This window comes from Acinetobacter sp. BY419 (assembly GCF_019038395.1).
Classification (GTDB): Bacteria; Pseudomonadota; Gammaproteobacteria; order Pseudomonadales; family Moraxellaceae; genus Acinetobacter.
In genome coordinates this window covers 1-21635 of the sequence record NZ_JAGFXZ010000010.1, presented here as the reverse complement: position 1 = coordinate 21635, position 21635 = coordinate 1, and the positions used below count along the sequence as shown (strand labels likewise).

Sequence of the window (21635 nt, the reverse complement as noted above, 5' to 3'; positions counted from 1 at the left end):
TATGACAAAGTTTGTAGAAGATGACTTAGAGTTTGATTTTTCTTGGGCTGATCTTGGTGAAAATTTTGATTGTGATATGAGACATGCTGGCCATCAAATGAAGAGGGTAGACTTCATAGCAGAAAAAGAAAATCAGTGTTTTTTCATTGAAATAAAAGATCCAGATCATCCTAAAGCTGGTCAAAATCTCGCAGAGAATAGAGACAAATTTCTAAAAGGCAATTTGGTTCATGATTTAGCGATAAAGTATCGGGATAGCCTTCTATTTAAATCTCTTTGTAATCCACTTGAAAAAGAATTGCATTATATAGTGTTATTTTCAATGAAAAGTATGGATCCAGCATTATTGATGAATAGAAATGATGCTTTGAAAAAAGCGATTCCTATATCTCACAAAGAGTGGGGCAAGGTAATGGCAAAAAGTTGTCTGATTTTAAATATTGAACAGTTTAAAAAACATTTTGGCGAACAATCAGTACGTCGAATTAGTGAAGGTGTGGCTTAATGGAAACTGCAAAACTCAAAAAATTCGCCCAATACGCACGCCGTAGCTTGATTGAACAAGTGAGTAGTAAGCTTGCTCAAGTACTTAAAGATGAAAGCTCGGAGCGCCGAGAACTACCAAATGTAGTCGCTAAGCTTGAAAGTGAATTGAAGCTAAAGGGCAAGGAGCAACTTATTGAGCAAGCGGCCTATACTTGGTTCAATCGCTTCTGTGCTCTACGTTTTATGGATGTGAATCTATATAACCGTATTATGGTGCTTTCACCATTAGATGGACAGTTCCAGCCAGAAATACTTGCAGAAGCCAAAGCAGGCCATATTGATGATGGCGTTGTAAATGATAAGACCAGAGAAAAAATATTTGGTTTGTTAAATGGTTCAATCAAAAGTCGAGATGGCCAATCGGAAGCCTATCGTTTGCTTATAGTAGCAGTGTGTAATGATTACCACCGTATCATGCCCTACCTTTTTGAGCGTATCGAAGACTATATGGAACTATTGATGCCTGATGATTTGTTATCAGGTAACTCGATTCTTGCTTATACACGTGAGGCAATGACACCAGAAGCTTGTGAATCTGTTGAATGTATCGGTTGGCTTTATCAATTTTATATTTCAGAGAAGAAAGATCAAGTTTTTGAAGGCTTAAAGAAAAACAAAAAGATTGCGCCTGAAAATATCCCAGCTGCTACACAACTATTCACTCCAGATTGGATTGTGCGTTACTTAGTTGAAAATTCATTGGGTCGTTTATGGATGCTCAATAATCCAGGTTCGAAGGTTATTGAACAAATGGACTATTATATCAAGCCAGTGGAAGAAGAAACTGATTTTCTAAAGATCAGTAGCCCAGAAGAGATTAAAGTCTGCGATCCAGCGTGCGGATCAGGGCACATGCTAACGTATGCTTATGACTTGTTATATTCTATTTATCTTGATGCTGGATATGACACTATTGATATTCCAGAATTAATCCTTACTAAAAACCTATATGGTATTGAGATTGATGAACGAGCTGCTGAATTAGCAGCTTTTGCGCTTTCAATGAAAGCGATTAAAGGCGATCCAAATGCTGAAGGCAATAATCGTCGTCGTTTTTTCCGCAACCCTATTAAGCCTAATATTTGCCGATTAGAAAGAATTTCCTTTAACGACGATGAATTAAATGAATATTTTGATTTTGTTGGACGAGATCTATTTACTCAAGACTTACGAGCTACTTTAAAAGAATTCGAAGAGGCTGATAACTTTGGTTCCTTAATTCAGCCGACATTGAAAAATGCAGAAGATGTAAGGGCACTTTTGGAAGCTAAGGATGTTTCGGGGCAGCTGTTCCTTGGCGAAATACACAAACGCGTTTTGCAGGTACTAGATCAAGTCGATTATCTTGATCAGAAATATCATGTGGTTGTTGCCAATCCGCCATACCTAAATGGAAATGGTATGAATGCAAGATTAAAGTGGTATCTAAATGATAATTTTCCTGAATTCAAGTCTGACCTTTATGCAGCTTTTATGTGTCGTACATTCCAGCTTTCCCTTAAAAATGGATACGCAGCATTAATAACAATGCATAGCTGGATGTTTCTTATGCAATCATATGCAAAGATGCGAGAAAAGCTATTTTCCTCAGTATTATTTGAGCAGTTGTTGCATCTGGGTCCTAATGCTTTTCCTTCAATTGGAGGAGAGGTAGTACAGGTGGCGGCATATATTGCTAGAAACAGTTTTAGTGACGGACATAGACCAAAGTGTTTTAGGTTAATTGAAGGTGACTCTAATACTAAAGCTTTTAATTTTTTGAATGAGCCGACATGTTTTGATGTGTTAACTCAAAATGATTTTCTTAAAATTCCTGGAGCACCATTCGCTTATTCGGCCTCTGAGAAAATTTTTGATGCATTCGAGAAATTGCCGACAGTTGCTGAAATAGCGAATCCAAGGATAGGGTTACAAACAGGTGATAACGAAACATTTCTACGGCTCTGGTTTGAGGTTGGTGGTGACAAATTTTGTCCTCCTAGAGTCTTTCCAGCTGGAGTTGAGGGGGCGAAATGGTTTCCTCACAATAAGGGGGGAGAGTTCCGTAAGTGGTATGGAAACTGTGAACTCGTGGTTAATTGGGGTGACAACGGTGCTGCTATCAAGGCTGATAAGAGCAGACGTCTCTCATTAGGCCTAATTGAGAAGAAAAATAGTGAATGTTGGAATTCGGACTACTATTTGCGCGAAGGCGCAACATGGACGAGAATGGCTAGCGGAAATTTGGCGCTGCGCTATCATGAAGCTGGTACTATTTTCGATACAGCAGCTCCAACAATATTTACAGAAAACGCTGTTTTTTTTCAGCTTCTAGGGATGCTAAATTCAGTAGTTGCAAAACACTTTGCATCACTTTTGAATCCAACATTGTCATTTCAAACGGGTGACTTAAAGAGAATTCCTGTGATGCTGCCTTTTGAAAATACAAGACGCCCTGAAACTATATCGTCTGCTATTGCGATTGCCAAATCTGATTGGGATACCTTTGAGACATCTTGGGACTTTAATACTAATCCGCTGCTTATGCCCAAATACAGATTAGAGACTTTTGAAAAGACCTATTCTGCTGTCCGTAGTCATTGGGATGATTTGACTAAAAAAATGCAACAATTGGAGGAAGAAAATAATCGTTTATTTACTAATGTATATGGCCTACAAACGGAGCTGAAAGTCGAAGTTCCTATTGAAAATATTACACTGACATGTAATCCGTTCTATCGTTACGGCGGAGGAAAAACACAGAAACAACTCGAAGGACTTCTATTACGCGATACAGTAAAGGAGTTTATATCTTATTCTGTTGGCTGTATGTTGTGCCGCTATTCTATCGATAAAGGCGGAATTATCATTTCTAGTTTCAATCAGACTCTTGCAGATTATTTAAGTGAAATTCCTAAGCCATCCTTTATGCCAGATGTTGATAATGTCATTCCAATGATCGACTTTGATGGTGAATGGTTCGAAGATGATATCAGTGAGCGCTTCAAAGAGTTTTTAAAAGTCACTTTTGGCGATGAACATTTTTCTGAGAACTTAGCTTTTATTGAAGAGGCTATCGGTAAAGGTATCAAAAAGTATTTTGTTAAAGACTTCTACGATGATCATGTAAAACGCTATCAAAAGCGCCCAATCTACTGGTTGTTCTCTAGTCCTAAAGGTACTTTTAATGCCCTAATTTATATGCACCGTTACCGCACAGATACGGTAAGCATTGTATTAAATGATTATCTTCGTGAATTCCGTACCAAGTTGCAAGCGCGTAAAGAAAGCCGTGAACAAGTTGCAGTGAGTACTTTAGCTAGTCAGAAGGATAGAACAGATGCAATTAAGGCTATCGATAAGATAAATAAAGCCTTGGATGAAGTGAACGACTATGAGCGAGATATTCTTTATCCATTAGCAGGTCAGAAAATAGAGATTGATTTGGATGATGGTGTAAAAGCTAACTATCCGAAATTTGGTAAAGCGCTTAAAAATATCACAGGATTAAGTTGATAACATGACTGTAAACCGTATTCAACAGGCGCTTAGCCGACTCTTTCAAAAACATCGTATCGTCTTCTGGTACGACGATAAGCAAGAATTGCGTGATGCTTTTGAAGATCTGTCTATCGAAGGTGTAGAAAAGCTAGAGATTCAAAATAATGAATTCGGCATTAAGTATAAATTGCTACGCGAGGCTCCAAAACAGTCATTCTTACTTTATAAAGCAGACAAACAACCAGAACCTTTACAGAACTGGCTGTTAGATATTGAGTTGGCGAATACCACATTTAGAACTGATCAGGTGGCAATTTGGTTAAGTGAATTAGAGTTGCCTAATGAGTTTGCTGAAATTGTTGAAAAGCACACAGCTTTCTTCGATGCCTCTAAAGCTAAGGTGCAAGCGGAAAAACGTAAAACTACACTAAAAAAACTGCTAAGTAATGAAGATACCTTGAGCAAAGTACGGTTAAAAATGCTAGCTGTTTGTGTTGGTGCTACTCAATTAGCTGATGCGCGTATTGATTTGATATTAGAGGCTTTATTGGCTGAATTGGTGAATCCAAAACAGGAACAGTTTAGGTTGATTCAACGTTGTAAGCTAGATGATTTTTTTTGGCAACAGGTTGAACGTTTTTACGGCTATACCAGTGAACAACCTACGATAAAAGACTTTGCGATTGAGTTGTTTAAGTCATGTTATTCCATGGGGGTAAATTCTCCACTTAATGGTGATGGTATTCATCTATCAAGTGATGCATTAGTCTTTTTTAAGCGATGGAAAGACAGTCGTACACATCAAGAAGTTTTTGAAGAACTATCGGATGAATATGCTGAATTACTCTCGATTGAAGAAGATCTAAATAAGCGTAATTTGAAGGAAGTAATCGAGCTAGATTACTTCCGCCTGATTGATAAGAAAGTCCTCTATGAACTGGTGAAAGCAGTTGAGCATCGCACCTTATCAGAGGGTGAAGTTACTTTATGGTGTCGGGATAGACGTCAAGGCCACTGGTTTAGCGATTTTAAATACCTTTATGAGGCAGTGGATATTGCTAGCCAATTCCTTACATTGCTGGATGTTATTCAGCTTAATATGGCAACATCAAGCGAAGCTGTTCAGGGCTATATTAGCCACTGGTATAAATTAGATCAGCTTTATCGTCAGTATATCTACTGCCTGAAAGAGTCTTCACAAAATACCTTACTTAATTCACTTAGTGAGAAGGTTGAAAACCTTTATACCAATCGCTATTTGCTGCCGCTAAATAATGCTTGGCAATACCATGTTGATGCTATGTCGAAGTGGGAAGTGATGGATGTTACACCGCAAAATCAATTCTTCTACAAGTGGGTGAAACCTTACTTGGATAAGAACAATAAAATTTGTGTGATTATTTCAGATGCCTTCCGCTATGAGGCCGGTGAAGAGATGGTGGGTAGAATACGCCAGGAAGATCGTTACCAAGCCAAACTAGACCATGCGCTTTCCTCTTTACCGAGCTATACGCAACTTGGTATGGCCTCGCTTTTACCACAAACTGATACCCTGCTAAATATCGTTGATAACAAGACGGGGACAGTAAACATGGGTATCCAGTCTACACAGGGCACAGAAAACCGTGACAAGGTGCTTAAATCAGCGTTAGGTGAGCGTGCTTGCACGATTCAAGCTAAACAGATGCTGGAGATGACGATTCCTGAAAATCGTGAACTAATTAAAGCGCACGATGTGGTTTATATCTATCATAATCGTATCGATCATACTGGTGACAAAATGCAGTCTGAAGGTGAGGCATTTGAGGCTGTAGAAAAGACATTTGACGATTTAATGAAACTGATCAAAAAGCTTGCAAATGCCAACGTAAACAACCTCTTGATAACTGCAGACCATGGCTTCATCTATCAAAATAAGCCATTAGAAGAAAGTGACTTTTTGGCAAATGATGTTAAAGGTGAAGTACTGTATAACGACAGACGTTTTGTATTGGGTAAAAGATTGAGCTGTGGACAATCCTTAAAAGCATTTACTGTCGAACAACTTGGGTTGTCCGGTGATGTACACGCGGTCATCCCGAAAGGAGCTCAACGACTGCGTTTAAGCGGTTCGGGTAGCCGATTTGTACACGGAGGAGCTTCATTACAAGAGGTGATAATTCCTATCATATCTATTAACAAGAAGCGTCAGAGTGATTTGACTTATGTAGACGTGGATATATTACGTGGTGGTACAAATGTCATTACCTCTGGCCAACTTTCAGTCACTTTGTATCAAGCTGAGCCTGTGACAGATAAAATTCGCCCTAGACAGTTAAGAGTAGGTATCTATACCGAGAACGGTACGCTTATATCTGATAGGCATGACGTATTACTTGATTTAAGTTCGGAGAGTCCTCGTGAGCGTGAATTGAAACTGAGGTTCTTACTTACCCAAGAAGCTGATGCTGCAAATAATCAAGTAGTGTTATTAAAGCTTGAAGAGCCCGAGGATGGTTCAAATCAATACCGAAAATACAAAGAGCTTCGTTATACCATTCGGCGTTCATTTACGAGTGACTTTGATTTTTAATGAGTAATTGCAGAGCTACAAACAAAAAAGACGGAACTTTTGAGGAAAGACAATGACAGACCTAAACCAAAAAATATGTGATGTGTTTGCTGGATTGGTGGTACGTAAAGATTTGGTTAAAACTGTAAAAGGTAATGCCATTGTTCCTTCCTATGTTCTCGAATACCTGCTGGGACAATATTGCGCCACGAATGACGAAGACAGTATTGAAAGCGGCATTCAAACAGTGAAAGAAATTTTGGCCAAGCACTACGTGCATAGAAGTGAAGCTGGTTTGATTCGCTCAACAATTCGAGAAAAAGGCCGTCATAAGATCATCGACAAAGTAAGTGTAGAGTTGAATGATAAAAAAGATTGCTACGAAGCTCAGTTTGCTAATCTTGGTATTAAAAAAGTATTAATTGATTCAGGAACGGTTAAGCAACATCCCAAACTCTTAGTGGGAGGTGTATGGGTTATCGCTGATATTGAATATGAGCATACGGAGGATAAAGATTCCAGTCCTTGGATACTCAGCACGTTAAAACCTATCCAAATGTCTCATTTCGACTATGATAGTTATATTAAGGCACGGGGTCAGTTCACACTAGACGAATGGATTGATGTACTTATTCAGAGTGTAGGTTTTAATCCTGAATATTTTGGCAAGCGTAGCAAGCTCACTCAATTAGCCAGACTTATTCCATTTTGTGAGCGGAATTACAATCTTATTGAGTTGGGACCTAAAGGTACAGGTAAGTCACATATATACTCGGAATTTTCACCTCATGGTATTCTGCTTTCTGGAGGTGAGGTAAGTGTTCCTAAGTTATTCGTCAATAACTCTTCAGGGAAAATTGGCTTGGTAGGTTATTGGGACACTGTTGCTTTCGATGAGTTTGCTGGGAAACAGAAGAAGGTCGATAAAGCACTTGTCGATATCATGAAGAACTACATGGCGAACAAGTCATTCTCCCGAGGTGTTGAAACTTTGGGTGCAGATGCCTCCATGGCGTTTGTAGGTAACACCGAACACAGTCTACCTTATATGCTCAAACATTCAGATTTGTTTGATGCATTACCAGAGAAGTTTTACGACTCAGCATTTCTTGATCGTCTACACTTTTATATTCCTGGGTGGGAAGTGGATATTATCCGTGGCGAAATGTTTTCAAATGGATACGGTTTTGTTGTAGATTACTTGGCTGAAATTTTACGTCACCTCCGTAACCAAGATTATTCAGATCAATATAAAAAGTATTTTACCCTTTCTTCAAATATATCAACTCGTGATCGGGATGCTATCAACAAAACGTTCTCTGGGCTGATGAAGATTTTGTTCCCTCAAGGTGAAGCAACGGAAATTGAAATCGAAGAAATTTTGAAATTTGCAATGGAAGGCAGGAAGCGCGTTAAAGACCAATTATTCAGAATTGATACTACCTATACGGACGTAAATTTCGCTTATTTTGACAAAGTAGGCAAAGAAAAACCTGTTGCTACACTTGAAGAGCTTGAATACCCAAATTACTTCCATAAAACAGTTTCAAGTGATGATGCTAATCTGCCTGATGTGCAGGTTGAAACGACACTATCTTCCGCTCCTTTAACATCTGAAACTAATGTTATAGATGAGAAACTACCTCAGGAAGGGCATCTAACCATTGCGGAAAATCAACGAGGGGTTTCCTATGATGGTCTATTCGGACCTTATTTAAATGGTGCGCAATACATCACTATTACCGATCCTTATATTCGCCTATTTTTCCAAGCTAGGAATTTGATGGAGTTGCTCGAAACTATTATCAAAGGAAAAGCCGAAGAGGATGAGATAATTGTGAGTCTTATAACAGTTGAGGATGAATTAAAAGGGGATCAACAGCGTGAATATTTTGAAAAGATACAGCGTGAAATGTTTAAAGTAGGTATTAAATTTGCTTATTCATTCGATAACTCGGGCTCTCAGCATGCTAGGCATATAGTTACTGATACTGGTTGGAAAATTTCCCTAGACCGAGGGCTTGATATCTTCCAACAATACGATATATGGGATGCATTCCAGCTTGCTAATCGCAACCAAAAGTATCGTGCGTGCAGGGCATTTGAGGTGACTTACATAAAGCAAAGTAGTTAAAGGTTTACGGTTCTGTAGCATAATAAACATAAATAATTAATTTTGATGAATTTTACCTTAAATTGATTTTGAATAAAATTCATAAAAACTATTAGTTATGAAATTTTTATGCAACAAAGCCATATAGTTATACTATTGTTCCTGAGGGTAATCCTTAATGACATGTTAAGATAAAACCTCTTTACAGAATTTTTATTTCCACATTTCTAATTGATTGGTATCTTCCAAGAATTGGTAAAGTTCAGATAGAGTAGTACCAATTTCATCACAACTCGGTATATCATCCTGTTGATAGAAGTAAATTGCTTTATTCAATTTAAAATTATTATTCTTCATCCATTCATCAAATTCTTGAGAAGAATGATCATACAAATTCTGCTTACCATATTTTTTACCTTCTTTAACAAGATATTCACAAGCATCAATATACCAACCTGTAAATCGGTTATCTGTTAAGGAACGTTCAGGAATTACATAAACTACTGATAATTGCTCAGCTAAATTTTGATTAAAATCTTCTTCCATACAAGGAAGTACAATCCAGCAATCATTACAAATTTGTACTGACGTTATTTCACAGGTTTTATGAATCGATAGTTCCAATTTTTGATCTAAAAGCAAAATATTTTTCCTTATATAGGGGTAAAAATTATTGATGCAATATTTTTAAGTACAGATGTTCCTAAAAAGTCAAGAACGCGATAACTTTGAGATTTGCTATAAAGATTATGCCAATTAGAATCAATTTTTTTCGCTTTAAAATGATTGTTTTTGAGTTTCTTGTAACAGGTTTATAGAGGCTTAGAATTAATTATTCTATTTAGAGAGGGATGGTTTGAGCAGTTCTTGTAAGGTTTTCACTTTATGAATTCAATTTACTAAAAGATACAGATAGTGTATTTTTCATCTGAATCAGCCACAAAATTTCAAATAATTTAGTATTTTATTTTGTGAGGTTAGTACCATATTTGGGACTTAAGTCTAATTTTTAGTTAGATAGGTCCCAATTTACGTACTTATCGTTTGGTGTGATTAGGCAAGTATTTATGGGTAATATGCCTTTATTCATTGAGTTCTACGAGTCTTTGTAAAACCTGTTCCGAAAATGGGAGCCAGTAGTTCCAAGATTTATATTTAGGATTATACGAGCCACGTCCTTCATGCATCCACTTTTTAAACATAGCAATGATTTCAGGGTTGTATGTACTATTCACGGATATCATACCACTCGCAAAATTGCGAACGTTGATGTGCATGCCTTTAACTGTAAATTTATAGTCCTGCCAACTTGAAGCGGTACTTTGTTGTTTCGAAGTTGGTTGTTGCAGGGCTGTGAATTGGGTACAGGTAATAGACTCTTGCTGCTTACTGATTTGCTCTGTAGGAAATGGATAAACCCATCTTCTATTATCTAGGTTTTCGAGGATTTGCTGTTTGGCTTCGATACTTGGAATTGCAATATCACTTTTAAGAAGTGGTGATAAATCGATTTCAATACATTTTGATTTAAAAACCTCAATGCGTTTTAGTTTCTCGGCATCAATAAAATGAGTAACTGCAATTTCAATTAAAATAGGTTCTGCATCAAAATATCCAACTAAATCTGGGCGTATTAATCCGAGAGAAAATTCTGGTAATACTTTTTCAAATGTCCACCATGCTGCTTCATTATCGGAATTAGGTAAAGCAGGAAGCATGAGGCCCATAGATTCAAGAATGACTTCTTTGGCATATTTATGTAGAACAGATTCTGGATTAATTGTACAGCTTTCTTTATTGCTTGCATGTGCAAAGTGATGTTCTTTAATTTCACCTTTACGTGCAATAACAGTTTCACCACATTCAAAGCAGGTACATTGGCATGCAAGTCCACGTTCAACATCTTTGATATCGACCAATTTTTTATTGTCGTCCAAAGCAATATACATAGTCATGATTAAAATCCTTTAGGAAGTTGATTTACTCATTCACTATGCTTGTGATCTAATTGTCCTAACACCGTATAAAGGGGAGATACGGGTAAAATGGGGGTTTAAATGTCTGAATTAAAATTAAAAGTTTTTATTTTATTAGATGAGATTTTAAAGAAAGACTTAGCAGATAATAGGGCATACGATTGCTTAAAAGTAATCTGTAGTGCATCGATTGATGCTTTAAATGCTCAAAATGAGGAGCCAATAACGTATACGAGATATCAACTAAAACTCATTCTTGATGGTCAGCAATCTGTTGCATCGATGGATTCTAAAGATCTAGGGAAGTGGATGAGTGACAAAAAATTAAGTGCATACCTTGATCGTGTCATCACAAAATATACTAAAAAATTTGAAGAGATTGGTTATATTCCAGTGGTAAAAACCAATGATACAATTGGAGGAAAAGGGAATGAGCGCCGTTATTGGTTAAATATTACAGAATATTCTCAGACCCAAAATGAAGAGGATCAAAAGCTTGATGAAGATAAAATCACTTATGAACGGGTAGATCCTTCAGAAATTAAATTGTCCTGGTTTTACCGGTATATTTTTAAAAATGGTGAAATAAAAAATAAAAGTATAAGAGGACTGTTTATGCTGATAGTTCTTTTTGGCGGTTTTATTTTATGGTCTTTATATGTTTGTGCATTTTCATTAGTTTTAGTACGTGAAGGACAAAACTTCACGACTCTTGATTTGTTGCTTATAGCCTGTTTAATTGGATTTTCTTACCTATCATTCAAATACTGGTACATTCCGTTATGGAATTTACCAGAGCATCGTGTCATTAAGGCGCCTATGACGTTTATTTCACTTAATGAGGATCATGCTGATATTGAGATGTATCGTGATAGAGAACGTAATCAATTAACACGTATAACTCGGTTTAGAGGGATATGTCCGATTTGTTCAGCAGAGGTTGTACTTAGAGCTGGTCAACCTGATCATAATTTGCCATTAGTTGGACGTTGCGTAGAAAGTCCTTTTGCGCATGTGTATAGCTTTGATCGCGTGCTAATGATTGGGAAGCAGTTAACTCAGTAATCATATTGAAATTAAGGGTGATCATTTAAATTAATGAACTATTCTCCTATTTTGACAATCAATACAAATCAAAAGAATCATGTTTATGTGGTTGGTGATTTACATGGTTGTTATAGCCTTTTGATACAAGAGCTCAAGAAAATAAATTTTGACTTTCAAAATGACGTACTGATTTGTACAGGTGATCTTGTAGATCGAGGTGAGGAAAATTTAGAATGTATTTCCTTATTAGATCAGTCATGGTTTCGCAGTGTAAGAGGAAATCATGAAGAAATGTGCATAAGGTCGCCTGACGATCCTAAAATAAAAGATATGCATGCTCGTAATGGAGGGGAGTGGTTTTATCAATTGAGTGTGAGAAAACAGTTTGAAATTATCGAACTCTTTAAACAGCTCCCTTTGGTTATTGAAGTTCAATTCGAACATAAAGTCATTGGGGTGGTACATGCAGACATTGACATACATGATTGGAATAGCTTTAAGCGAGATATTAGTCAAGGTGACTATAAGATTTCTGGTGTAACTTCTGCGTACAGCAATGCATTATGGGGAAGGGGGCGTATTCGTCAGCATTCCGCTCACTATGATATTGTTGAAGGTATTGATGAAATTTATCTAGGACACACCATTGTAAAAGAACACACTAAAATCGATAATTGTCACTATATTGATGTCGGCTCTTCTTTTACCAAGAAGCTTTGTATTTTAAAAATTCAGTGATCTTGGTGATATGGTAGGGGAGTTCGGTGGTGAAAAAAGTTCAACTGGTCAAAAAAACAACACTTGAATCATGTATCCTAGCTTGTATCCTGTAATTTTTTAATATTAATTAGTGTAATAAAAACAATAGGGTAGGAGAGGGTTGTTGTCCGTCTGGGCCCACCAAATTTTATAATCATATGCATCCATATGAAATTCAAACCCGTGATTCTAAAAGAATTAGGGGTTTTTCTTTAGGTGTAAAATCATTCAGAATCTAGCTTCTTGTAATTTATGAGATATTTTTCACCCGTTGCACAAGTAATGCATGAGCGTACATCATCTTGGCCTATTAATAAATTTGAATAAAAAACAAACAGCATTCAGGTTGAGCTTAATTTTACTTCTTCTATTCTAAATGTTGATTGGGGTGAATCTTATCCCATCGATTTTGTTTCAAACTTAAGCGCTGGATCTGATTTTTTTAAATTGCAGGCCACTCAAAATTGCTTACAAATGATAGTAATCAAGAATCAGGTAGAGCCTTACTAAAGATTTAACTTCTTATTTTTAATAGAGGAGAGGTTCTGTAAGTATTAAATCCCCAAATAAACTATTTATCACCTCCTGACTAACGGAACCCAGACCCAAGAAAATTAGTTTTAAAAACTAAAGCTGATTTCACCGAGCCCAGATAAAAGGCCATAGCATTCAGTGAATTCAAACATCACTCCCAACAACTTGTTGGAGGAAACTATGTTAAACCCTCTCATTTCTATCGTTTTCGGATCACTGGTTTTTTCTAGTGCATTCGCAGCCGAACAATTCACCTGTAAGACCTCTGCGCATATTGTGACTATCAATCAACTTTCATCAAATCAATACCAGTATAGGGCCTGGAATAAGCCCAAAAGTATCACTAAGAAACCCGACATGGTCATTGCCCAAGGAAAAGAAATCACCGAAGGCACAGGTGTATGCCGCTACACCAGATGGGAATTTAATAACAGCAATACTCAATATGTTGTAAGTACGCCAGTGACATGCACAGAGGATATCCCTCCTTCAAATGCGACCGACATACTTTCCGTTTTCGTAAATGGTGAACACAGGAGATCGTGGTGGTGCCTTAAATAACGATTAGACAATATTTAAATCGACTTATAAAAAGTGGCTTAGCTCTCATATATGAGGTTTATGAGCCGCTTTTGTGGATTTTATATCTAGGAGAGTCCTAATTAGGAAAAAAGTTCATTTTTATGAAAGGACTGTGATGTACTTCAAAAATAGCAGCAAAAAAAGTGAAAAGTAGATGAAATGTATTTTACAACTGGGAAAATTATGCTAATTAATAAGAGGTGATTTTTTAGTCAAAAAAAATCATGATGTTTCAGGAAGGAATGTCTTAAGAAGCACATTAAAAAAATGATTAAACAGGAGTTTTAGAGATGCTTCAGCTTTTAAGGAAATTGTTTTGTTTGCATATCTATGAATACGAGCAAATGCAAGAAATCGGTGAACACAGGGAGTGTCGGAAGTGCGGAACGAATAAAGACTAAGATTTTTTCAAAAAAAGTGAGCAATAGCTCACTTTTTTATGCTGATGATCGGCTAATTTCCGTTAAAATTAAAGGGAAGTTTCAACCTGATGAACAGGCATATGAGCAAAGATGTCCATGCAGACACTTATATTGTAGACAATAGCCTGGCAGATACCCTGCATTGGCTCAGCCTGCATCAAGACAGTTATGACTCTTTTAGCTATGATGCAGTCATGCAAGAGCTGGTGGTGCATCATGCCAATGGAATGGATCAAATCCGAGTCGGAGACTATCTGAATGCCCGTTATGGTATTTTAATTACTGCACATAACTTTTCTGTTCACTCCTCAAGTTAAATAGTTATTAGCTTGCCATGGCATCAGTCGCCAATGCACGCACACTCGGTTTAGGTTGTTCTGCAACCAGGCCTAATTTCTCAAACAGTTGCTGATCACGGCCTTGGGCTGTATTGGGTGTCGTGAGTAATTTCTCTCCGGAGAAAATGGAATTGGCGCCGGCCATGAAGGCCAGAGCCTGATCTGAATCGGTTAAGGATTCGCGGCCGGCAGAAAGACGAATATAGCTTTTTGGCATGAGTAAACGTGCCACGGCAATGGTACGAATCCATTCAATGACATCCAGTTTTTCTACATCTGCCATTGGTGTGCCTTCAATTGGAACCAGCATATTAATGGGTACAGATTCAGGATGAATGGCTAAAGTGGCAAGTTCATACAATAAGCCAATCCGGTCATTACGACTTTCGCCCAGGCCCACAATACCACCACTACATACTTTTAAACCGGCTTGACGTACATGATCCAACGTATCCAGACGATCATCAAAACTCCGGGTACTGATGATATGTGAATAGTATTCGCGAGAAGTATCTAGATTATGGTTGTAATAATCCAGGCCAGCCTCTTTCAATCGTTCTGCTTGTGATTCATTTAACATCCCGAGTGTCATACAGGTTTCCAGGCCCAGTGCTTTAACTTCTTGCACCATTTCCAGAACATAAGGCATATCACGTTCATGCGGATTGCGCCATGCCGCCCCCATGCAGAAACGTGAGCTGCCAGATGCAAGTGCTTCTTTAGCTTCCTGAATCACTTTTTCTACCGCGATACGTTTTTCTGCTTCAAGCTTGGAATCATAATGTGCAGACTGTGAACAATATTTGCAATCTTCTGGACATTTACCTGTTTTAATCGAGAGCAGGGTACTGACTTGAACGGTATTGGCATCAAAATATTGACGATGAAGCTGCTGGGCCTGAAAGAGTAAATCCATAAAAGGTTGCTGATACAGGGTCTCAATTTCTTCGCGAGACCAATCATTGCGTATTGGATCCATACTGCTCATCTGTCTATCCTTGTTCATCGTTATTAATTAATTTCCCTATATTAAGTAAAACAATCCCGGGCTTCACTAGCAAAATATGACCTTCTATTAAATAACAAAGCCCACACAAGGTGAGCTTTGTATTTCCAGTAAACGGATTACTTGCTGTGATTGCCATGCGTATCCTGACCATAGAGATCTTTGCGATGCTGCTTGTTAAACACACGCTGGTCCTGTTCATGCTGGTTGTTTTTTGGAGAATTAATTGGCCCATGCTGGGGTTGCTGCTGTTGGTGCTTCTGCTGTTCTTCCTGAAGCTGCTCAATTAGCTCTTGATTTGGATTTTTTGATGACATCATCTTTCCTCCACTTCATTTTTGACTAATTTTATTTATGCCATAGTCTGAAACGAGGATGTGTAAGGCTTTTAAGTGAAACTGTGACGCTAGGTAAAGATGGAAAATTAACTGGATTTTGCCAGTTGTTCTTGAAGGGCCCAATCAATATGCACTTGTACAATCTCATCATGATGTGCACGCTGCTGATGGAGTGCCCGAACAATCTGTTCATCAAAAGGTGCATTACCCATACCGATCGCGATATTGCGCATAAAGCTTTGGTAACCAGTACGGCGCATCGGACTACCTTCAGTCGCGCTTAAAAAGGTAGCTTCATCCCATTGCCATAAATCCAGTAAACTGACCTGATCCAGGCTATGCCGCGGATGAAAATCCTCTACCGAGGTGACTTGAGCAAAACTGTTCCAAGGGCAAATCAGCTGACAATCGTCACAGCCAAAAACACGATTTCCAATCCCGCGTCGTAAATCTTCTGGAATAACGCCTTTATATTCGATGGTCAGATAGGCAATACAGCGCCGGGCATCGAGCATATAGGGCTCGACAATTGCCTGCGTTGGACAGATATCGATACAGGCCGTACAGGAACCACAATGTTTACTGGCAGGCGCATCAAAAGGTAGATCCAGAGAAGTAAACAGTTCCCCAAGCACAAAGAAAGAACCAGATTTTTTATGAATCAGCAGGGTGTGTTTGCCCGTCCAGCCCATGCCAGCACTTTCAGCCAGTGATTTTTCAAAAATTGGCGCAGAATCGGCAAAAGGACGCGATTCAAAATCTCCCACTTTTGCCCGGATTTTTGTCGCCAGGGTTTTCAGGCGACCGCGCATGATCTTGTGATAATCCCGACCCCGGGCATAACGTGCGATAATGGCAGAGTTTGGAGCATAAGGGATATAACGTGGCTCTGGTGCCTCGACCAGATAATCCATACGCACACAGATTATGCTGCGTGTGCCGGGAACCAGTAAAGCGGGATTGGCACGTTTTTCCAGGTTGTCTTCCAGAAACTTCATGTCTCCATGATACCCGCGATCCAGATATTCCTGTAAGCGAGCTAATTCTGCTTGAGCATCCGGTTTAGCAATGACACAATCAGCAAAACCCAATTCTAAAGCTTGTGTTTTAATCCAAGCTTTTAAATCAGCTGGATCTTGTTGATAAACTTGAATTTGCGCGTGAGAATCGGGAGTTGTCATAAACCAAAGACAGGGAATAAGAAATGCAGCAACAAGTTTACCATAGCCCCGTTTATCATAGCCAAAGTATTCAAGCATGGGAGCAGCGCTGGTTCCAGCAGCAAAATAGTTCCTATGGTTTAATGCAACAAGTCGCTTGGGCAATCAGCCAGCGGCTACTCACTTTATTTTCCCGGCAAAAAATTAAAAAAATCGCTGTCTGCTGTGGTCAGGGTAATAATGCTGGCGATGGTTATCTTGTAGCCAAATATTTAAAACAGGCCGGTTTTCAAGTTGATATTTATGCGGCAGAGCCGGGCAATTCCAAAGATCTGGCATCGGCTGTGCAGGAAGCTATGCAGGCCGGTTTGCAACCTTATTCGCATTTTGACTTTCAAGACGAATATGAGGCTTATGTTGATGCCTTATTCGGAATCGGTCTAAACCGTCAGCTGGATTCTGACTGGCAAAACATTATTCAGTCCATTAACCGGAAAACTGGATTAAAAATCTCAATCGATATCCCGAGTGGATTGGGTGCCAATACTGGCCAGCCTTTGCCTGTTGCCATAAAAGCTGATTATACCTTCACCGGTTTGGCACTCAAGGCTGGGCTGTTTACCGGACAAGGCAAAGAATATGCTGGCAAGGTCGAATTGAATGCTGCTATTCCGACTGATGCAGTACTTAAACCCATTGCTCAACTTTCATCACCTGACATTCACTTGCCCAAACGTAAAGCCTTTGGTAATAAAGGGAGTTATGGTCATGTGCTGGTGCTGGGTGGGCATGCCAATATGGGCGGTGCCGTGATCATGTCTGCCGAAGCGGCATTTGCTGCAGGCGCAGGTAAAGTCACCATTGCTTGTGATGCGAAACACCATACAGCGATTTTGGCGCGTGCGCCGAATATCATGCTGCGTGATATTAATGCTCTGAATATAGAACAGCGCACAGCCTTAATTCAGCAGGTCGATGCAGTCTGTTTCGGTATGGGCTTGGGACGTGATGAATGGGCAAAAGAGCAATATCAAGCATGGTTTGATTTAATTCAAAACACAGATCTGGAAATTGTCTTGGATGCAGATGCGCTGTGGTTTTTAGCCAAACAGCCGCAAGCCTTGAATTCCAAGACCTATGCCACACCACATCCCGGGGAAGCCGCTACGTTACTGGAGAGTAGTACTACAGAAGTAGAAGCGAACCGGATTGCAGCAATCCATGCACTGCAACAAAAATATCAGGGACAGTGGGTACTGAAAGGTTCAGGTAGCCTGATTCTGGAAGAAGTGCTTTCTATCTGCAGTGCCGGGAATGCCGGTATGGGAACTGGCGGAATGGGGGATGTGCTGGCCGGAATGATTGCCAGTTTAAAGGCACAATTTGCAGAAACCATCCATTTGCATGAAATTGTGACGCTGCATGCACTTGCAGGTGATGAACTGGCTAAACATGGTGAACGTGGTTTGCAGGCTCAGGATATGAAACATGCGATTTATCAGGTGGTGAACCGTTAAGGAGAATACAGTGGCAGTCATCAAGCTAAATATTTCAGGCCAGGTACAAGGAGTTGGCTACCGCTACTGGTTTGCCGAGCAGGCTCAAGCACTTGGACTGAAGGGACATGTGCAGAACTTAAGTACGGGGGAAGTGGAGGCTGTGATGGTTGGAACAGATTCTCAGCTTCAGGAAATGATTGCACGAAGTTGGCAAGGGCCTGCTCGTGCAGTCGTAAAATCAATTATTCAAGAGCATCTGCAATCTGACTTGGATGTTCAGGGCTTTAGCATACTGCGCTGAATCTCAACGACGACGGCTGCTTACCCGACTCCGGCCACGTGCCATACCACCCAAAGCATTCAATACCGCCATTTTACTCATACTGCCTGAAGCATGGGCATGACAAATGGCAGCAGCTAAGGCATCGGCAGCATCCTGTTGCGGTTTAATGCTGAGTTTTAGAATATTCATGACCATCATCTGCACCTGTTCTTTATCGGCAGCGCCATAACCGACCACCGACTGCTTGATCTGGCGCGCCGTATATTCAGCGACTTTCAGATCCAGATTGACCAGCGCCGCAACTGCAGCACCACGAGCCTGACCGAGTTTTAAGGCGGAATCCGGATTTTGTGCCATAAAGACCTGCTCGACTGCAGCTTCAGTAGGGCCATAAAATTTTACAATGCGCTCTACACCGGCAAAGATCCGTTTTAAACGCTCAGGCATTTCCGTCGTTTCTGTTCTGATGGTGCCGGCATCGACAAAAGTCAGTTTGGAGCCGTCTTTTTCGATAATTCCGTAACCGGTTAAACGAGAACCGGGGTCAATCCCAATAATTAATGACATGCCTGCACTTTAAAAATAGAATAATGCCCATATTGTTACATAAGCGTATCAAAAAAGCTTGATCCTGATGAAGCAGTTGATTCCAGCATCCTATTATTTATTTTACTGAGATTAGATTAATTTTCATGAAATTATTTCTTATTATCCTTGCAGGCTTAATCCTAGAAGTATTTGTCTGGATTGGCGTGGGTGACCTCGTCGGGAGTATGTGGTACGTATTTTTCTGGTTTGTCGCCGCATTTTTTATCGGTATGAATCTGATTCGAAAATACTCGGCCGGTATCATGCCACAGATGCAGCAAATGCAGATGGGGCAGATGAGTGCAGATCCTGCTTTAACAGGAAACTTACCTAAAATTCTGGCGGGCTTCTTTCTGCTTATTCCTGGATTGATGACTGATGTATTGGCAGTATTGATGCTTATTCCAGCGGTTCAGCGCGTCTTTAAAGCTGCCATGATGAAAGCAATGATGAAACGTCAGCAACTCATGATGGAAAAAATGATGGGTGGCATGATGGGCGATATGGGCGGTGCACAAGGCCAGAATCCATTTACCGAGATGATGCGTCAGATGCAGGAGATGCAAAATCAGCAATCAGGTCGCGGCGATTCAACCATTATTGATGGTGAAGCACGTGAAGTGAAACCTGAGGCGAAAAAAATTGAAATGAAAGATATCAATCCGAAATAAGCGTTGTATTTGAAAATAGCTCTATTTAAGCCGAATCTGATGATTCGGTTTTTTATTGGAACTTTCTAATATCTTTGAACAAACGTTATAATATATTTTTATAACTTCACCTCATTTTAATGTCTCTGCTTTTTACGATCTGTCTCCTGCATTTTGTTGCTCAACTGAGTCCTGGCCCCGATATTTTACTTATCGCCAAAAGTGCCGCATCCACCACACGCCAGAATGCCCTGAAAATTATTGCAGGAATCTCTGCCGGGATTGTACTGTGGGTCGTACTGACACTTGCGGGATTTACCGTTTTAATTGACCAGTTCCCATGGATTCAGCAAGTCCTCATGCTTTTTGGGGGGATGTTCCTGGCCAAAATGGGATGGGCGATGTTAAAGGGGGGGCTACATAGCTTTAAAAATAGGGATCAGGCCGATGACGATGTAAATGGACAGATGCAAGCTAAAAACTATTTTATGCTGGGCTTATGGACCAATCTCTCTAACCCTAAAACGCTGATCTATTTTAGTAGCGTATTTTCACTGGCCTTGAGTTCGTCTGCTTCCGATTATTTGAAAGCACAATTGGCGGTGATTATTCCCTTACAAACCTTTGTCACCTTTGCTTTATTGATGCTGCTGATTTCCCAACCTAAAATTAAAACCTTGTACCAGCGTTCGGGGAGTTATATTGATATGATCTCGGGCGGACTATTTCTGATATTTGCGTTATGGTTGTGGTACGACGCACTTATTCTGATGAATTAAATTGTGAATCTTCATTTGTAGAGGTCGATGAGGCCGGGGCAGGAGATGCTGAATTAGCTGGGGTTTTAATCATTGTCTGATAGCGATTAGGCTTCAAGGTGGTTTCAGTATTTTCAGAGCCTTGATAGCTGCGGCTACGGTTGGCCCGCTCACGCAGTCCACCTTTTTTAATTAACTGAACCATGACACATCTCTCATTTGAATCCACTGCTATTGTAAATCAAATCTGGATCTTAGGAGGTGGTTTTTCTTCCAAGCTAGGACTATTCAAGTGCAATAAAAAGACCTGTTGGAATGAACAGGTCTGTGCTGTGATATCAATAAAATTAGCGCAGTCTTTTATCTTCTTCTTTTAAAACATCCAATATGGAATATTGGACAGGAACTTCTTGTTGTGACTGCACATACAAGTGCACCACTTTAAATACGATTGTTGTTACGAGACAAGCCACCAGACATAAAATCCAGAAACCAAAAGGGCTGCGAATATGGTGTGAGCCACAGTTTGCACATGATTTTTCTGTAGAGTCGACTACTTTTTCGCAGCAAGCGCAATGATATTTATATTGCATTGTTCTTCTCCCAGGATGCTATCCTTTTTTATTTTTCGATCATGAAAGATGAGTTGTTGCTCTATCATAGGAGAGCTTTTTAGCGCTTGCAATACGTGATTGCGGACAATTACACAGTATTTATACAGGGCAAAAACTTATTACATGAATATGAAATTATTGATACGAAGCAGATGTTTACAGTGTTAATAGAAGAGAATTGAATTTGAACAGATAATATATGAAGACAAAAATAAAGCCCGCTAAAAGCGGGCTTTATTTTAATGCGATTTAAATTTTACTGACCTGAACGGATAATGTAATCAAATGCAGAGAGTGATGCTTTCGCACCTTCACCTGTCGCAATGATAATCTGCTTGTAAGGCACTGTAGTGCAGTCACCTGCCGCAAACACCCCTTTGACATTGGTTTC

20 protein-coding genes and 1 pseudogene are annotated in these 21635 nt (G+C 39.4%); 12 read left to right on the top strand and 9 right to left on the bottom strand.

Translation table 11 applies throughout. From position 1 onward, the window contains the following. Position 1 precedes the first annotated feature (1 nt). From KUG37_RS05605 to brxL, 4 genes are read left to right on the top strand one after another with little or no spacing between them, the layout of a single operon-like run. Positions 2 to 505 (top strand): hypothetical protein, encoded by a 504-nt coding sequence (locus KUG37_RS05605; protein ID WP_216936953.1) that lies wholly within the window; start codon positions 2 to 4, stop codon positions 503 to 505. Further along, positions 505 to 4041 carry a BREX-1 system adenine-specific DNA-methyltransferase PglX gene (gene pglX / locus KUG37_RS05600; protein ID WP_216936954.1) on the top strand — a complete coding sequence of 1179 codons (3537 nt, stop codon included), beginning with the start codon at positions 505 to 507 and terminating at the stop codon, positions 4039 to 4041. Before KUG37_RS05605 ends, pglX begins: the two co-directional genes overlap by 1 nt. Positions 4042 to 4045: 4 nt before the next feature. After that, complete coding sequence (pglZ, locus tag KUG37_RS05595) at positions 4046 to 6598, top strand: BREX-1 system phosphatase PglZ type A (RefSeq protein WP_216936955.1); 2553 nt, start codon at positions 4046 to 4048, stop codon at positions 6596 to 6598. Between the two features lie 52 nt (positions 6599 to 6650). Next, complete coding sequence (brxL, locus tag KUG37_RS05590) at positions 6651 to 8711, top strand: BREX system Lon protease-like protein BrxL (RefSeq protein ID WP_216936956.1); 2061 nt, start codon at positions 6651 to 6653, stop codon at positions 8709 to 8711. Between the two features lie 192 nt (positions 8712 to 8903). Here brxL and KUG37_RS05585 read toward each other — a convergent pair whose 3' ends face one another. Both KUG37_RS05585 and KUG37_RS05580 read right to left on the bottom strand, forming a co-directional pair. After that, positions 8904 to 9332, bottom strand: coding sequence for a hypothetical protein (locus tag KUG37_RS05585; protein WP_216936957.1), 429 nt, complete (start codon positions 9330 to 9332; stop codon positions 8904 to 8906). Between the two features lie 440 nt (positions 9333 to 9772). Then, positions 9773 to 10645 carry a competence protein CoiA family protein gene (locus tag KUG37_RS05580; RefSeq protein WP_216936958.1) on the bottom strand — a complete coding sequence of 291 codons (873 nt, stop codon included), beginning with the start codon at positions 10643 to 10645 and terminating at the stop codon, positions 9773 to 9775. A 102-nt stretch (positions 10646 to 10747) separates the two neighbouring features. Between KUG37_RS05580 and KUG37_RS05575 the strand changes: the two genes are divergently transcribed. The 4 genes from KUG37_RS05575 to KUG37_RS05560 all read left to right on the top strand — a co-directional run bounded on the left by KUG37_RS05575 (position 10748) and on the right by KUG37_RS05560 (position 14327). Then, a complete protein-coding gene (locus KUG37_RS05575) occupies positions 10748 to 11731 on the top strand; it encodes a hypothetical protein (protein ID WP_216936959.1) in 984 nt (327 codons plus the stop codon). 33 nt (positions 11732 to 11764) lie between these two features. Next, the gene (locus tag KUG37_RS05570; RefSeq protein ID WP_216936960.1) at positions 11765 to 12451 is read left to right on the top strand and encodes a metallophosphoesterase; all 687 of its coding nucleotides are present in this window, start codon (positions 11765 to 11767) and stop codon (positions 12449 to 12451) included. A gap of 735 nt (positions 12452 to 13186) precedes the next feature. Further along, the gene (locus KUG37_RS05565; protein ID WP_216938054.1) at positions 13187 to 13567 is read left to right on the top strand and encodes a hypothetical protein; all 381 of its coding nucleotides are present in this window, start codon (positions 13187 to 13189) and stop codon (positions 13565 to 13567) included. Between the two features lie 523 nt (positions 13568 to 14090). Beyond that, positions 14091 to 14327, top strand: a complete 237-nt coding sequence (locus KUG37_RS05560; protein ID WP_216938055.1) for a hypothetical protein — start codon at positions 14091 to 14093, stop codon at positions 14325 to 14327. 7 nt (positions 14328 to 14334) lie between these two features. Here KUG37_RS05560 and bioB read toward each other — a convergent pair whose 3' ends face one another. The 3 genes from bioB to queG form a co-directional block, all read right to left on the bottom strand. Continuing rightward, a complete protein-coding gene (gene bioB, locus KUG37_RS05555; RefSeq protein WP_216938056.1) occupies positions 14335 to 15336 on the bottom strand; it encodes a biotin synthase BioB in 1002 nt (333 codons plus the stop codon). Between the two features lie 137 nt (positions 15337 to 15473). Further along, positions 15474 to 15674, bottom strand: coding sequence for a hypothetical protein (locus tag KUG37_RS05550; protein ID WP_216940279.1), 201 nt, complete (start codon positions 15672 to 15674; stop codon positions 15474 to 15476). Positions 15675 to 15778: 104 nt separating this feature from the next. Next, on the bottom strand, positions 15779 to 16873 hold the full coding sequence (gene queG, locus KUG37_RS05545) for a tRNA epoxyqueuosine(34) reductase QueG (protein WP_216938058.1): 1095 nt from the start codon (positions 16871 to 16873) through the stop codon (positions 15779 to 15781). A gap of 23 nt (positions 16874 to 16896) precedes the next feature. Between queG and KUG37_RS05540 the strand changes: the two genes are divergently transcribed. Next, complete coding sequence (locus KUG37_RS05540; RefSeq protein ID WP_216938059.1) at positions 16897 to 18369, top strand: NAD(P)H-hydrate dehydratase; 1473 nt, start codon at positions 16897 to 16899, stop codon at positions 18367 to 18369. Between the two features lie 10 nt (positions 18370 to 18379). Next, positions 18380 to 18652 carry an acylphosphatase gene (locus KUG37_RS05535; RefSeq protein ID WP_216938060.1) on the top strand — a complete coding sequence of 91 codons (273 nt, stop codon included), beginning with the start codon at positions 18380 to 18382 and terminating at the stop codon, positions 18650 to 18652. Between the two features lie 3 nt (positions 18653 to 18655). Here the strand turns inward: KUG37_RS05535 and ruvC are convergent, their stop codons facing one another. Further along, a complete protein-coding gene (gene ruvC / locus KUG37_RS05530) occupies positions 18656 to 19201 on the bottom strand; it encodes a crossover junction endodeoxyribonuclease RuvC (RefSeq protein WP_004278925.1) in 546 nt (181 codons plus the stop codon). A gap of 125 nt (positions 19202 to 19326) precedes the next feature. Between ruvC and KUG37_RS05525 the strand changes: the two genes are divergently transcribed. Both KUG37_RS05525 and KUG37_RS05520 read left to right on the top strand, forming a co-directional pair. After that, entirely contained in the window at positions 19327 to 19893 is a 567-nt protein-coding gene (locus tag KUG37_RS05525; protein WP_216938061.1) for an FxsA family protein, read from the top strand. A 119-nt stretch (positions 19894 to 20012) separates the two neighbouring features. Beyond that, the gene (locus tag KUG37_RS05520) at positions 20013 to 20651 is read left to right on the top strand and encodes a LysE family transporter (RefSeq protein WP_216938063.1); all 639 of its coding nucleotides are present in this window, start codon (positions 20013 to 20015) and stop codon (positions 20649 to 20651) included. Here KUG37_RS05520 and KUG37_RS05515 read toward each other — a convergent pair. The 3 genes and pseudogenes from KUG37_RS05515 to KUG37_RS05505 form a co-directional block, all read right to left on the bottom strand. Next, on the bottom strand, positions 20635 to 20835 hold the full coding sequence (locus KUG37_RS05515) for a hypothetical protein (RefSeq protein ID WP_216938066.1): 201 nt from the start codon (positions 20833 to 20835) through the stop codon (positions 20635 to 20637). The two genes, KUG37_RS05520 and KUG37_RS05515, sit on opposite strands and share 17 nt — an antisense overlap. Before the next feature lie 142 nt (positions 20836 to 20977). Continuing rightward, positions 20978 to 21223, bottom strand: coding sequence for a hypothetical protein (locus KUG37_RS05510; protein WP_216938068.1), 246 nt, complete (start codon positions 21221 to 21223; stop codon positions 20978 to 20980). Positions 21224 to 21500: 277 nt separating this feature from the next. After that, a pseudogene (locus KUG37_RS05505) lies at positions 21501 to 21635 on the bottom strand (pyridine nucleotide-disulfide oxidoreductase); the annotation flags it as partial.